At 42.2% G+C, this 13,691-nt stretch carries 11 protein-coding genes; 4 read left to right on the forward strand and 7 right to left on the reverse strand.

What is annotated here, in order from left to right:
- Positions 1-192: 192 nt before the first annotated feature.
- From gcvP to DXA54_RS20180, 6 genes are all read right to left on the reverse strand, one after another.
- On the reverse strand, positions 193-3,042 hold the full coding sequence (gcvP, locus tag DXA54_RS20155; protein WP_120080531.1) for an aminomethyl-transferring glycine dehydrogenase: 2,850 nt from the start codon (positions 3,040-3,042) through the stop codon (positions 193-195).
- Between the two features lie 115 nt (positions 3,043-3,157).
- Positions 3,158-3,796 carry an MBL fold metallo-hydrolase gene (locus tag DXA54_RS20160; protein WP_004311627.1) on the reverse strand — a complete coding sequence of 213 codons (639 nt, stop codon included), beginning with the start codon at positions 3,794-3,796 and terminating at the stop codon, positions 3,158-3,160.
- A 43-nt stretch (positions 3,797-3,839) separates the two neighbouring features.
- Positions 3,840-4,460, reverse strand: coding sequence for a 16S rRNA (guanine(527)-N(7))-methyltransferase RsmG (gene rsmG / locus DXA54_RS20165; RefSeq protein WP_004300406.1), 621 nt, complete (start codon positions 4,458-4,460; stop codon positions 3,840-3,842).
- A 113-nt stretch (positions 4,461-4,573) separates the two neighbouring features.
- On the reverse strand, positions 4,574-5,425 hold the full coding sequence (locus DXA54_RS20170) for an RsiV family protein (RefSeq protein WP_004326964.1): 852 nt from the start codon (positions 5,423-5,425) through the stop codon (positions 4,574-4,576).
- A gap of 144 nt (positions 5,426-5,569) precedes the next feature.
- Positions 5,570-5,803, reverse strand: coding sequence for a YecH family metal-binding protein (locus DXA54_RS20175; protein WP_004306297.1), 234 nt, complete (start codon positions 5,801-5,803; stop codon positions 5,570-5,572).
- A 72-nt stretch (positions 5,804-5,875) separates the two neighbouring features.
- On the reverse strand, positions 5,876-6,961 hold the full coding sequence (locus tag DXA54_RS20180; protein WP_004306295.1) for a metallophosphoesterase: 1,086 nt from the start codon (positions 6,959-6,961) through the stop codon (positions 5,876-5,878).
- A gap of 196 nt (positions 6,962-7,157) precedes the next feature.
- Between DXA54_RS20180 and DXA54_RS20185 the strand changes: the two genes are divergently transcribed.
- From DXA54_RS20185 to DXA54_RS20200, 4 genes are all read left to right on the forward strand, one after another.
- Positions 7,158-7,556, forward strand: coding sequence for a hypothetical protein (locus DXA54_RS20185; RefSeq protein ID WP_004306293.1), 399 nt, complete (start codon positions 7,158-7,160; stop codon positions 7,554-7,556).
- 124 nt (positions 7,557-7,680) lie between these two features.
- Positions 7,681-9,903: a TonB-dependent receptor gene (locus DXA54_RS20190; RefSeq protein ID WP_008647295.1), complete on the forward strand. Its 2,223-nt coding sequence runs from the start codon at positions 7,681-7,683 to the stop codon at positions 9,901-9,903.
- 73 nt (positions 9,904-9,976) lie between these two features.
- Complete coding sequence (locus DXA54_RS20195; RefSeq protein WP_004306288.1) at positions 9,977-10,300, forward strand: heavy-metal-associated domain-containing protein; 324 nt, start codon at positions 9,977-9,979, stop codon at positions 10,298-10,300.
- 99 nt (positions 10,301-10,399) lie between these two features.
- Positions 10,400-12,610: a heavy metal translocating P-type ATPase gene (locus DXA54_RS20200; protein WP_120080533.1), complete on the forward strand. Its 2,211-nt coding sequence runs from the start codon at positions 10,400-10,402 to the stop codon at positions 12,608-12,610.
- 179 nt (positions 12,611-12,789) lie between these two features.
- Here the strand turns inward: DXA54_RS20200 and DXA54_RS20205 are convergent, their stop codons facing one another.
- Positions 12,790-13,629 (reverse strand): helix-turn-helix domain-containing protein, encoded by an 840-nt coding sequence (locus DXA54_RS20205; RefSeq protein ID WP_004300415.1) that lies wholly within the window; start codon positions 13,627-13,629, stop codon positions 12,790-12,792.
- Positions 13,630-13,691: the final 62 nt, after the last annotated feature.

Raw genomic sequence — 13,691 nt, forward strand, 5'->3', positions numbered from 1 at the left:
TTGTTGTATATAAAGGTTTAATACCTGTAGTTGGCCGAATACTTACAATACAATAACTATCGTTAGATAGAATACAGCTTCTTGTCTGATAAAAATAATTCCGGGACTTAACGTATGTGAGTCCCGGAATTATTTTGTGAGGTGATTTTTTAAGAGACAGTGCTCTAGAAATCTCTTTGGATAGACCTCTTTTTACTCGAAAGTACCATAGCGAGTGGGTAGTAGCTTACGGTCTCCCAAGGTGTTATCTACGCGAGCTACATTTATCCAGAATTTATTATCACGTACACTTTCTATAGGATAAGCTGCTTTCTCGCGTGTATATGAGTGCTCCCAACGATCATTTATAATTTCATATTCCGGATGAGGAGCATTAATCAATACATTATCATCTTTATCCGCTTCGCCATTCTTCACTTCTTGAATTTCTTTCCAGATATTTAGCATGACATCTACGAAATTGTCTAGTTCTGCCAGACTTTCACTTTCTGTTGGTTCAATCATCAAGGTGCCGTGGACAGGAAAGGAGAGGGTAGGAGCATGATAACCGTAATCCATCAGGCGTTTGGCAATATCATTCTCCGAGATGCCTGCTTCCTCATGTACTTTCCGGCATTCCAGAATCATTTCGTGTCCTACGAAACCGTTAGCTCCCCGATAAACAATTCCATACGTATCTTTCAGACAAGTAGCCAGATAATTAGCATTCAGGATCGCAATTTTAGTTGCCTGTGTCAGTCCTTCTGCACCCATCATACGGATATATCCGTATGTGATAGGCAAAATACCTGCACTGCCGAATGGAGCTGCTGATACTTGATTTTGTGAGTTGCCGAAGATTCCGTGTCCGGGAAGGAAAGGAACCAAATGTTTGGCTACGCAGATAGGACCGACTCCCGGACCTCCGCCACCATGAGGGGAAGCGAATGTTTTATGAAGATTCAAGTGACAGACATCTGCACCGATGAATCCCGGATTGGTTAATCCTACCTGTGCATTCATGTTGGCTCCGTCCATATATACTTGTGCACCACAGGCGTGAATGATGTCGCAAATCTCTTTTATCTCGGTCTCGAAGATACCATGTGTAGAAGGATAAGTAATCATCAGTGCAGCCAATTCATCTTTATTTTCTTCAGCTTTTGCACGTAGGTCAGCCATTTCTACATTCCCCTGCTCGTCGCATGCACAGGTAACAGTTACGAAGCCTGCCTGTATAGCAGACGCAGGATTTGTTCCGTGAGCCGAAGCCGGAATCAAGACTTTGTTACGGTGTCCCTGACCGATACTTTCGAGATAGGCACGAATCACACGAAGACCTGCATATTCTCCTGCAGCACCCGAATTGGGTTGTAGGCTGACTCCTGCAAATCCGGTGATAATTTTCAAATCTTCACTTAGGTTCTTAATTAATTCACGATAACCTTCTGCTTGGTCTTCCGGAACCAGCGGGTGCATACCCATAAACTCGGGAAGGCTTAAAGGCAACATTTCTGCGGCTGCATTCAGCTTCATTGTACATGAACCGAGGGAAATCATGGATTGTGCAAGAGAAATATCTTTGCGGTCCAGACGTTTGATGTAACGCATCATCTCTGTTTCCGTGTGATACTTGCTGAATACTTCATGTGTCAGGAAAGGAGTTGTACGTTTTAAATCCTTGTCGATGTTGCTTCTTTCCGGAATGTCGTCTACTTTCTGGTAATCTTTTCCGGCGGCAATGGCAAAAATCGAGAGCAACACATTGGCAGCTGCCACATCTGTTGTTTCGTCAATGCTGAAACCAACATTGCCATTTTCATAATAGCGCAGATTAACTTCTTTGGTAAGTGCTATCGTGCGGATTTGCTGTGCCGAAACGTGTTCGGGCAATTCGAAACGTAAGGTGTCAAAGTATTGAGCGTTGACTTGTGTATATCCGCATTTCTTTAATTGCTTTTCAAGAAATACAGTAATGCTGTGTATACGTGATGCAATTGTAGTGATACCCTCCTGACCGTGATAAACGGCGTAAAAGCCTGCCATAGTAGCTAATAATGCTTGTGCAGTACAGATATTTGAAGTTGCTTTTTCCCGTTTGATATGTTGTTCACGTGTCTGTAAAGCCATGCGGTAGCAGAGTTTGCCATATTTGTCTTTAGACCATCCGATGATTCGTCCCGGCATATTCCGCTTGTATTCGTCTTTGGTAGCAAAGAAAGCAGCCGATGGACCGCCATAGAACATTGGGGTACCCAAGCGTTGTGTGGTTCCGAATACAATATCTGCTCCCCATTCTCCCGGAGGAGTTAGCAGGGCGAGACTTAAAATATCAGCGGCAACAGCTACTTTGCAGTCTGCGGCATGTGCTTTTTCGGTAAATTCAGAATAGTCCTCTACGTTTCCATGTGAGTTCGGATATTGCAGAATACAGGCAAACACTTCCGGTGAAGGTTCAAAATCTTTATATTTACCTACACGTAGTTCGATGCCTTGAGGTACGGCACGTGTAGTCATGACAGCTAATGTCTGCGGAAAAATATTCTCGTCTACGAAGACTACGTTCGCATTGGCTTTCTGTTGCGCGCGGGAGCGTAAGGCATACATCATGCTTACGGCTTCGGCGGCGGCAGTTGCTTCGTCCAGAAGTGAGCAGTTGGCGAGTGGCATGGCAGTAAGATCACATACGGCTGTCTGGAAATTCATCAATGCTTCCAGACGTCCTTGCGATACCTCTGTCTGGTACGGAGTGTAAGAAGTATACCATACCGGGTTTTCAAATACATTCCGCTGGATAACAGCCGGGGTGATCGTGTTGTACCATCCCAAACCGATATATGTGGTATATAGTTTGTTTTTAGCTGCCAGTTCAGCGATGTGTTTTCCAAATTCGTATTCCGTCAGCGGACTAGTCAATGCAAGCGGCTCTTTCAGCCGTATATTGGCGGGAATTGTCTGATTAATCAGTTCGTCCAGTGAGTTCACGCCAATTTTGCGGAGCATTATGGCTGTATCTTGTTCATTGATGCCGATGTGACGGCTAGCTAACAAATCGGTTTTCATAATAATCAAGTATTAAAGTATCGAGTATGAAGTATCAAGTATTAAGTATTACTGTAGTTAATGGGCGATTTGCCTTGTTAATACCTAATACTTGATGCTTGATACTTATTTTTTATTATCTAAAAAATGGGTTTTCAGCTTTCTCCATTCCGATAGTCGTGGGAGCTCCATGTCCCGGATAAACGACTGTTTCGTTGGGAAGAACAAATAAACGGCTGCAAATATGCTCTATCAGTTCATCGAAGTTGCCTCCTGTGAGATCAGCGCGGCCGATGCTACCTTGGAACAGAACGTCACCAGAGAACATGCAGTTGTCTTCTTTGCAATAGTACACCAAACTGCCGGGTGAATGTCCGGGTACGTGTATTGCTTCCAGTTTGGTATGTCCGAAAGTGATGATATCTCCGTCGTGCAGGTATTTGCCCAGTGGTACAGGTTCTTCCTGCAACTGAAAGCCAAACATTCTGCTTTGTTTCGGTGCTTCGTCAATCCAGTACTCGTCTGCTTTGTTTGCTTCTGCCGATAATCCGAATTCTTTCAGCATGAATGGATTTCCGAAGATATGATCCAGGTGTAAATGAGTATTCAGCAGATGCTTTACATTCAGTTCATTGGTAAGAATGAACTTTTTCAGTGCCTGCTTTTCTTCTTCATAGAAACAGCCTGGATCAATTACGACTGCTTCTTTAGTGTCATCCCATAATACGTAGCAATTTACGGGAAACATATTAAATTCAAATCTTTTTATTTTCATGGTTTCTCTATGATTTATCATCTATCAGAACATATAGTCTTGTTTAAATCGGAACATATACCACTTTTTTTGTTTTAAAGAACTCTTCCTCGAAGTTGTCGCTCAAGCTATGAATGACCGTTTTATGTTTGAACGGCATTGTTTCATGCTCCAGTTCACCGCCTTTGAGACAGATAAGTCCGTTGGGCAATGCATTCTGTTGTTTCGAAGAGATATTCTTTTTAATAATCTTAATCAAATCCGCCAAAGGCATTACGGCACGGCTGACAACAAAGTCGAACGTTCGTTTCTCCTCTTCTGCACGGGCATGGCGGAAAGTTACATTTTTCAGTCCGATGGCATTTGCCACTTCGGTTGCTACACGTACTTTTTTGCCGATACTGTCTACGAGGTGGAATTTTACCTCGGGAAACAGGATTGCTAAAGGAATGCCGGGAAAACCTCCTCCTGTACCCAAGTCCATGATGCTGGTTCCGGGGCGGAATTGGATGACTTTGGCAATGCCTAATGAATGGAGCACGTGATGCTCATATAAATTCTCAATGTCCTTGCGGGAGATAACGTTGATTTTTGAATTCCAGTCAGTGTAGAGGTCGTATAGAGCTGCGAATTGTTTGCGCTGCTCTTCCGTCAGATCAGGAAAATATTTCAGTATGATTTCCACTGTTTGAATTTTGAATTATAAGTTTTGAATGATAGATGTGGATGAATATCCTATTCTGTCACATGGAAGTGATAACAACAGGATATTCATTGGTGTTCAGCTTTTTATGATTTTTAATTTTTTAGCTCTCCCAGAATCGGGTTACTGCCTAATAGATGTTCCATCATAGCAAATGGGATTGTTACCTTTACAGGTCCCATAGAATAAGGAGTGATATCGTATACATTATAATAGAAGGTGATTCCTTCTTTGCTTAGATAGAAATTTTCTGTCGGAGCGATGTCCCCGGTGGAAGCATATCCCATATCTTCCAATGCTTCGTGAGTGGTCACTTTGTTATCTGCCATGAGCTGATTCCAGATCAGGTCGGTCAATGCGTCTTTGTAGTCTCCGACAAAAATATCATCGAGGCGGAGCGGACGCATCAGGGTGAGGTCCATATTTAAATAAGTTGCCATGTAAATTCCATGTGCACCTCCGGTATATTCGTTATAGTCGATGCGATATACAAGTAGATCTTTATCATACAGTTGCACATGGCTTTCTATACCTTTATAATAAGAATACCAGGCACCGATGGAAGATTCGTCTTCCTTGTCTTTCTCATCTTCGGTATACATAGGCTCGAGATCGCGACGGTATTCGCTGATATAATTCTCGGTATATTGCTTTACAACTTCTTCCGGTTTTTCGCCGATGTATTTATCTCCGAAACAGGCCGAAATGAAATAAGTATTCAGACTGTCTTTCAGCATATCATCCGATGATTTTATCGGATAAGCAAAATTAATAATAATATTGCAGGCCGGTTTGGCTGTATCATTGAAGAGGTGAGCTGTCTTATTCACTTGAATGCTATCAAACTGTAACGCACCTGTGTTTTTGTTCATCTTGTCATGACAAGAAAACAAAAAGCCGCTTACCGAAAGTATAATTGCAAGCAGACTGACATATTGTTTTTTCATACCCGTTTTTTCTGTAAATTCAACATTTGTTTTATCATTCACTATTGACAAATATAGATGAAATTCGTGAATCGGGCTAATAAAAACAGAAAAAAATGCAGCTATTTATCCCCCAAAATGGGATTGGCGGATATTATCCGCCAATCAATGCTTGCAAACTTTAGTGATATCTACTGTGAATCCATCTTCAGCAGGCATAAATTTCCCTTTCATTTTCAGAAATTCGATAAGGGTATCTACATCCATGTTTTCTGCCGAGCAAGCATAAAAACGTTGCTGTGAGCCAAACTTCTTAATGATTGCTTCCCGCAATGATGATTCCGAGTAGCTATTTCCTTCCATCATGTGGAGGACTTCATGAGCATGTAATTGTTCCATAATCTTTTTTCTGCAAAGATAGGGCAGAGATTGCTTGGAAACTGTAACATATGTGACAAAACTGCATAATATTCATTGAAAATTGAAAATAACCATTTCACTATGCGTTCCTATTCTGAAGGGTGGTCCCCAAAGAGACAATCCGGAAGATACATACACGTGACTGTTTCCCCATTGGCGATAACCGTGGCTTTGCTCGAAGATATAATCGGTCACCCAATTAATAGGCCATATTTGTCCGTGGTGTGTATGCCCGCTGAATTGCAGGTCGATGCCGGCAGCTTCCGTTTTTTCCAAATCAAAAGGTTGATGATCCAATAAAATGATAGGTTTGCTTTTATCGATATTCACCATTAACTCTTGCAGGGAATGACGCTTGCGGTTATGACGGTCATCACGTCCTATCAGTTGTATGCCGTTGGGAAGTGTAACTACTGAATCGCGCAATAATTGTATTTGAGTGCTTTTAATATATCGGATACTTTCATCGATACCGCTAATGTATTCGTGATTGCCGAGAACCATATAGATACCCATAGGAGCTTTCAAGTTAGCTAATTCTTCCGCCATATTCTCTGTATAAAGAGGTACGACGCTATTATCAATCAAGTCACCACTAATCAGTATCAGGTCGGGATGCTGCGCATTTATCATTTCCACATATTTTTTTAATGCGGCTTTCCCTGTACCATTTCCCAAGTGAACATCGCTGATTGCGACGATTTTAATTGCTTGGGGAGTATCTTCATATCGTTTATTGGTTAAAATGCTGACTACATTGGTTTCCGGGTGATGATAGTTATATACCCCACATCCCAGCAATCCCAACGTGAACACTAAAGACAGATAGAACCTATATTTGTAGACAACTTTGAATAATTTCAAGATATCAAACAAAAGCAAGAATAATGCCATGTATAGAGTAAATATCAACCAACTTGTTCCAATGGTGTACATTGAATGGGAGATAAAGACAGGCATCTCAAGGTTACGAGTTAGCATCGTGCCGAAAAAGGATAAAGCACATATCCAGAATAAAACGGTCAGGAATATTTTTACTCCGAGAGATTTAACTTTCAGAGCTTGCTTTGCTCTGATAAATATGTAGGCATTACCTGCCAGATAAAGAGTGATAATGATGAGTAAATATGTAAGCATAGCGTTTACTTAAAAATCAGAGAATTTATTGGGGCAAAGATAGGTTTTATTGTTGAGTAAAAAGAGTTAATAGTGCTGATATGACTCTAAAATAGCCAAATAAAGGAAAGAGAATGTGTCTGTATCGGATTGATTGAATCTTAATTACGAAAAATTATAGGAAAATCTGTTTTTATTCTTATCTTTGTCCTCTGAAATGAAAAAACTAGCCTACATAACAGCACTTATCCTTTCTCTCCTGATTATCTATTCAGGAGGTGGAGTCTCTATTGTGCATTATTGCTGTGTCCGTTGTGAAACGGTGCAGAGCTGTTGTGATACAGGCTGTCCGAAGTGTAAAAAGACTCATACTTGTGATTCAAAAAAAGGTTGTAAAGATAAGGGTTGTACAGCTATTATCTATAAGCTCGATTTGATGAAACATACTACTGAACTGACAACATCAGCTTTAGTAGTCGATCTTTTGTGTGAGCATTTTTGCTATCTGTTGACTCCGACCTATGCGGATAAATCGGTAGAATATGATAGTCTGACCTCTCCGCCACCTCTCTGTTCGAGGCAGAAGCTGGCGCTATATTCCACTTATATTATTTAGCCACTATTTCTTTCTTATTTAATCCTTTGCTTTCAATAGAACATGAAAGTAAAGCAGCACTGAATGCAACTAAGTTGCATGAGAAATGAATTAATTTTGTATCTCGAAAGTAACTTTAGAAAGAATGAAATATATGATAATAGGACTGTTCCTGTTATTTGCCGGCAATATATATGCGCAAGTACGGGGAACAGTGAAAGATAGTACCGGGGAGGCTATTCCGGGTGCCAATGTGTTCTGGATGAATACAGGACAAGGAGTGACAACCAAAGAGGATGGTAGTTTTTCTATTACTAAACCTTCTAAAAGCCACATGCTGATTGTCAGCTTTATCGGTTTTCAGAACGATACGATTCATGTGAGCAGTAAAAATCAACAACTGGATATTGTGCTTCGTGATGGAGTGGAACTGAATGAAGTGAATATTGTCACTCGTAAACTGGGAACAATGAAATTGCGCAGTAGCGTGATGAACGAAGACATGATAAGCAGTGCCGAATTGAGTAGAGCCGCTTGTTGTAACCTGGGTGAAAGTTTTGTGACGAACCCTTCAGTAGATGTGAGTTATTCCGATGCGGCAACAGGAGCCAAACAAATTAAATTGTTGGGGCTGTCCGGCACTTATGTGCAGATGTTGACGGAAAATATTCCGAATTATCGGGGAGCCGCCGCTCCTTATGGATTGGGATATGTCCCCGGTCCGTGGATGCAGAGCATACAGGTTTCCAAAGGAACATCTTCGGTGAAGAATGGTTATGAAGCCATCACAGGACAGATAAACGTAGAATTTAAGAAACCACAGTTGCCGGAAGCCGATTGGGTGTCTGCCAATCTTTTTGCAAGCACTACTAACCGGTATGAAGCCAATGCGGACGCTACATTGAAACTTTCCAAACGATGGAGCACTTCTCTGCTGGCGCATTACGAAAATGAGACCAAGGCGCATGATGGCAACGATGACGGATTTGTGGATATTCCGCAGGTGGAACAGTATAATGTGTGGAACCGGTGGGCATACATGGGCGACCATTATGTTTTCCAGGCAGGTATCAAAGCCCTTTCTGAAACACGTACCAGCGGACAGGCCAATCATGGAGGGACAATGCACTCCGGTGACCTGTATAAAGTAGGGATCGATACGGAACGCTATGAATTCTTCACCAAGAATGCTTATATCTTTAATAAGGAGAAGAATACGAACCTGGCTTTGATTCTTTCCACCACTTTACACAATCAGGATGCTACGTATGGACGCAAACTGTATAATGTGGATCAAACCAACGTCTATGCTTCGCTGATGTTTGAAACGGAATTTAATCCGCAAAATAGTTTCTCCGCAGGGTTGAGCTTCAATTATGACGCTTATGACCAACATTACCGTTTGGAAAATACAACGGACAATCCTCTCAAAGCCTTTGAAAAGGAAGCTGTTCCCGGTGCTTACGTGCAATATACGTTGAACCTGAATGATAAATGGATGGTAATGGCCGGTCTGCGTGGTGATTACAGTAACGAACATGGTTTCTTCGTGACTCCGCGTGCGCATCTGAAGTACAATCCGAATGATTATGTGAATTTCCGTCTTTCTGCCGGAAAAGGGTACCGTACCAATCATGTGTTGGCAGAAAACAACTACCTGCTTTCCAGCAGTCGTAAGGTGGAAATAGCAAAGAACCTGGATATGGAAGAAGCATGGAACTACGGTGCCAGCGTCTCTACTTATATCCCTATATTCGGCAAAACGCTGAATGTGAATGCAGAATACTATTATACGGATTTCCTGAAACAAGTGATAGTGGATATGGATAGCAACCCCCATGAAGTAGCTTTTTACAATTTGGATGGACGCTCTTATTCGCATGTGTTCCAAGTGGAAGCAAGTTATCCTTTCTTCAAAGGATTCACTCTGACAGGTGCTTACCGGCTCACGGATGCGAAAACGACCTACAAAGGTGAACGAATGGAGAAACCGCTGACCAGCAAATATAAAGGACTACTCACGGCTTCTTACCAAACTCCGCTGGGAATATGGCAGTTTGACGCCACACTGCAACAGAATGGTGGCGGTAGGATGCCTACTCCTTATGAACAGGGAGACGGACAGTTGTCTTGGGAACGTCGTTACGGCAGTTTTGAGCAGTTGAGCTTGCAGGTGACCCGTTACTTCCGCCGCTGGTCTATCTACGTAGGAGGCGAGAACCTGACAAACTTCAAACAAAAGAATCCGATTATCGATGCGGCAAATCCCTGGGGGAACAACTTTGATTCTACCATGATTTGGGGACCGGTGCACGGAGCAAAAGGATATATCGGAATACGTTTTAACTTAGCTAGAAATAGTGAGTAAAAGCAGGAAATAGCGAATGAAAGAAACGATCGCATAGAAAATAAAGAATACTAATTTTAAACTGATAGGAAAAATGAAAACAAAAAGATGGATGGCCACTTGCGTGGTGGCTCTTTTGAGTGTAACAGCTGTATTGGCAAAAGATATTCGTGTTGTTGTATTTAAAGTGTCGCAGATGCACTGTGAGAAATGCGAAAAGAAAGTAAAGGACAATATGCGTTTTGAGAAAGGGTTGAAGGATATTTCGACCGAAGTAAAAACGAAAATGGTAACCATTACGTATGACGCTGAAAAAACGAATGTAAAGAAGTTGCAGGCAGGGTTTAATAAGTTCAGTTATGAAGCCGAATTTGTAAAAGAAACAAAGAAAGACGATCAGAAGGCTGATAAGAAGTAATTGAACAAATACCTGTATTAGCTTGTTTCTATAAACAAATAAGGGTTCTTCCCCAACTCCTTTTTTGAGAGGAGGGGGAAGGCCGTAAACTATAATTATATGGGTAACACAACAAAAAAGGCATTTCCTGTGCTTAATATGCATTGTGCAGGATGTGCCAATAATGTAGAAAAAACAGTGAAAAAATTGCCGGGAGTCATTGAGGCTTCCGTTAATTTTGCTACCAATACATTGACCGTTTCTTATGAGAAAGAGCATTTGACTCCCGGAGAGATTCGTGCGGCTGTCCTTGCGGCAGGTTATGATCTGATTGTGGAAGAAGCCCACAAAGAAGAACGCCGGGAAGAGGAACAGCATAAGCGTTACACTCGTTTGAAGTGGAAAGTGATTGGTGCATGGATTTTGGTAGTACCGTTATTGGTATATTCCATGATACTGATGCATGTGCCATATTCTAATGAGATTCAAATGGTACTTGCTATCCCTGTTATGGTCTTTTTCGGAGGTGGTTTCTTCACCGGAGCCTGGAAACAGGCTAAATTAGGACGGAGCAATATGGATACTTTGGTTGCGCTTAGTACTTCCATTGCTTTTCTGTTCAGTCTGTTCAACACTTTCTTCCCCGAATTCTGGTATGACCGCGGATTGGAACCGCATGTCTATTATGAGGCTTCTGCGGTGATTATCGCTTTCGTTCTTACCGGAAAGTTGATGGAAGAACGTGCCAAAGGAAATACCTCAACAGCCATTCGTAAGTTGATGGGAATGCAGCCAAAAGCGGCTCGCGTTCTGCGCAATGGAGTGGAGGAGGAGATCTTGATTGAGAAACTCCAGGTAGGTGATTTGGTGGTTGTACGCCCGGGAGAACAAATACCTGTGGACGGTCAGCTTTCCGAAGGCGACTCGTATGTCGATGAGAGTATGATTAGCGGTGAACCGGTTCCGGTAGAAAAGAAGAAAGGTGATAAAGTATTGGCAGGAACGATTAACCAGCGTGGCTCATTTATCATTTGTGCCGCACAGGTAGGCAGTGAAACCGTGCTTGCTCGTATTATCGCTATGGTGCAGGAAGCACAGGGCAGCAAAGCTCCCGTGCAACGCATTGTCGATCGTATTACGGGGATTTTTGTACCTGTCGTGTTAGGCATTGCCATTCTGACATTTGTATTGTGGGTTACCATTGGTGGTAGTGAATATATCTCTTATGGTATTTTGTCGGCTGTTTCTGTTCTTGTCATTGCTTGTCCATGTGCTTTGGGGCTTGCTACACCTACTGCGTTGATGGTGGGTATAGGTAAAGCTGCCAGCCAGCATATTCTGATTAAAGATGCAGTGGCTTTGGAACAAATGCGAAAAGTAGATGTCGTTGTTCTGGATAAAACGGGAACACTGACTGAAGGACATCCTACAGCTACCGGATGGTTATGGGCGCAGTCGCAGGAACCACATTTCAAAGATGTACTTTTAGCTGCGGAAATGAAATCGGAGCATCCGCTTGCCGGCGCTATTGTTTCTGCGCTTCAGGACGAAGAAAAAATAAAACCTGCCGCGTTGGATAGCTTTGAAAGCATTACGGGAAAAGGAATTAAAGCCTCGTATGAGGGACATACTTACTGGGTAGGCAGTCATAAACTCCTGAAAGATTTCAGTGCGACAGTAAGCGATGTGATGGCTGAAATGCTGGTTCACTATGAATCGGACGGTAACGGCATCATTTACTTTGGACGTGAAAATGAGTTGTTGGCTATCATTGCTGTTTCCGACCCGATAAAGGCTACTTCTGCCGAAGCAGTGAAGGAACTGAAACGTCAAGAGATTGACATCTGTATGCTGACGGGTGACGGGCAACGGACTGCACTAGCCGTTTCTTCCCGTTTAGGAATCGAACGTTTTGTTGCCGACGCTCTACCGGACGATAAGGCCGAATTTGTACGTGAGCTTCAAATGCAGGGAAAGAAGGTTGCGATGGTGGGCGATGGTATCAATGATTCGCAGGCACTGGCATTGGCTGACGTCAGCATTGCCATGGGAAAAGGAACTGATATTGCTATGGACGTGGCTATGGTGACTTTGATGACATCGGATTTGTTGCTGCTTCCTAAAGCCTTCCAGTTGTCAAAGCAGACGGTCAAACTGATTCATCAGAATCTTTTCTGGGCGTTTATTTACAACCTGATCGGTATTCCTATTGCTGCCGGTATCTTGTTCCCTCTGAATGGTTTGTTATTGAATCCGATGCTGGCAAGTGCCGCAATGGCGTTCTCCAGTGTGAGCGTAGTGCTCAATTCGTTGAGCTTGGGAAGAAAATGAGAAATGAACTATAAAAAGACAGGAACCTGTAAGCTGTAAACGATGAATGGCTAGCTGTCATTTATGAACAGCAAACTGTAAATAATAGACGGTGAATACTTTGCGGATAATGCGCAATTTATTCACCGTTCATTGTTTTGCAACTCACCATTTATATTTTCTATCGTTCTTCGTGAAAATTATCTGTTTCTAAAGTCCAATGGTGTCATTCCTACATATCGTCTGAAATACTTGCCAAAGAAAGAGGCGCTGGGGAAGTTTAGAGAATATGCTATCTCTTGGATAGTCATATTGGTACCTTTCAGTTTGGCTTTAGCATCCATGATAACGATATAAGCAATGGTATCTAAAACACTTTTACCTGTCACTTGTCTCACAGTCGTGCTTAGATGTTGAAGAGATATACCTAATTTATCTGCGTAGAACTGTGCACGACGTTCATTTTTATAATTCTCGGTGATGGCTTGAATCAGTTCCCGGCAGATTTCCTTTTTGCGGTTCGAACTGCTATTTTCGCCCGGAAATTTATGATATATCAGTCGTATGCTTGTCAGGATAGTCTGAAGAGACAATTCGACCAATTCAGAATCCATTTCGAAGTTCTCATTGCAACTGGCCCGTGATAATAGAGCAAAATAGTCTTTCAGATAACTGGCTACTTCTTCATTAAGAGGAACTACCGGCTGTTCTATCAGTTTGGGATATGCGTTACCAATATTCTTCATGAGATTGATCCGTCCGGCACAATGAGCAGAGAAGCCGGCAAAGCAAAGGCATACTTTTTCTGTTCTCTCCCGAAACTGAATGATTGTTCCCGGTAATAATGTTATTAAGTCATTGGGATGAATTTCGTAATCAAGCAGATTGATGGAGGCTTTCATCGAACCTTCGGTACAGATGGCAACAATACATGCTTGCAACCGACAAGATTGCTTGTAAATATTGAGAATGTCTTCTGTTACATTCGTCCATGCTAATACTTCGGTAGGCAAGTCTACCTGTGGAAAGTCCATTTTCATAGTTGTGTGTGTTATATTGGGCCAACAAATGTACGCATTTTCTTTTTATTTCTTACCTTTGT

Origin of the sequence: Bacteroides sp. OF03-11BH (assembly GCF_003604005.1) — a bacterium.
GTDB classification, from domain to species: Bacteria; Bacteroidota; Bacteroidia; order Bacteroidales; family Bacteroidaceae; genus Bacteroides; species Bacteroides ovatus.

Bases quoted from the DNA above. Each gene is read 5' to 3' on its own strand.
- DXA54_RS20205 (WP_004300415.1), bottom strand. From the start codon at position 13,629: ATGAAAATGGACTTTCCACAGGTAGACTTGCCTACCGAAGTATTAGCA.
- gcvP (WP_120080531.1), bottom strand. From the start codon at position 3,042: ATGAAAACCGATTTGTTAGCTAGCCGTCACATCGGCATCAATGAACAA.
- DXA54_RS20175 (WP_004306297.1), bottom strand. From the start codon at position 5,803: ATGGAACAATTACATGCTCATGAAGTCCTCCACATGATGGAAGGAAAT.
- DXA54_RS20200 (WP_120080533.1), top strand. From the start codon at position 10,400: ATGGGTAACACAACAAAAAAGGCATTTCCTGTGCTTAATATGCATTGT.
- DXA54_RS20170 (WP_004326964.1), bottom strand. From the start codon at position 5,425: ATGAAAAAACAATATGTCAGTCTGCTTGCAATTATACTTTCGGTAAGC.
- DXA54_RS20190 (WP_008647295.1), top strand. From the start codon at position 7,681: ATGAAATATATGATAATAGGACTGTTCCTGTTATTTGCCGGCAATATA.
- DXA54_RS20195 (WP_004306288.1), top strand. From the start codon at position 9,977: ATGAAAACAAAAAGATGGATGGCCACTTGCGTGGTGGCTCTTTTGAGT.
- DXA54_RS20185 (WP_004306293.1), top strand. From the start codon at position 7,158: ATGAAAAAACTAGCCTACATAACAGCACTTATCCTTTCTCTCCTGATT.
- DXA54_RS20180 (WP_004306295.1), bottom strand. From the start codon at position 6,961: ATGCTTACATATTTACTCATCATTATCACTCTTTATCTGGCAGGTAAT.
- DXA54_RS20160 (WP_004311627.1), bottom strand. From the start codon at position 3,796: ATGAAAATAAAAAGATTTGAATTTAATATGTTTCCCGTAAATTGCTAC.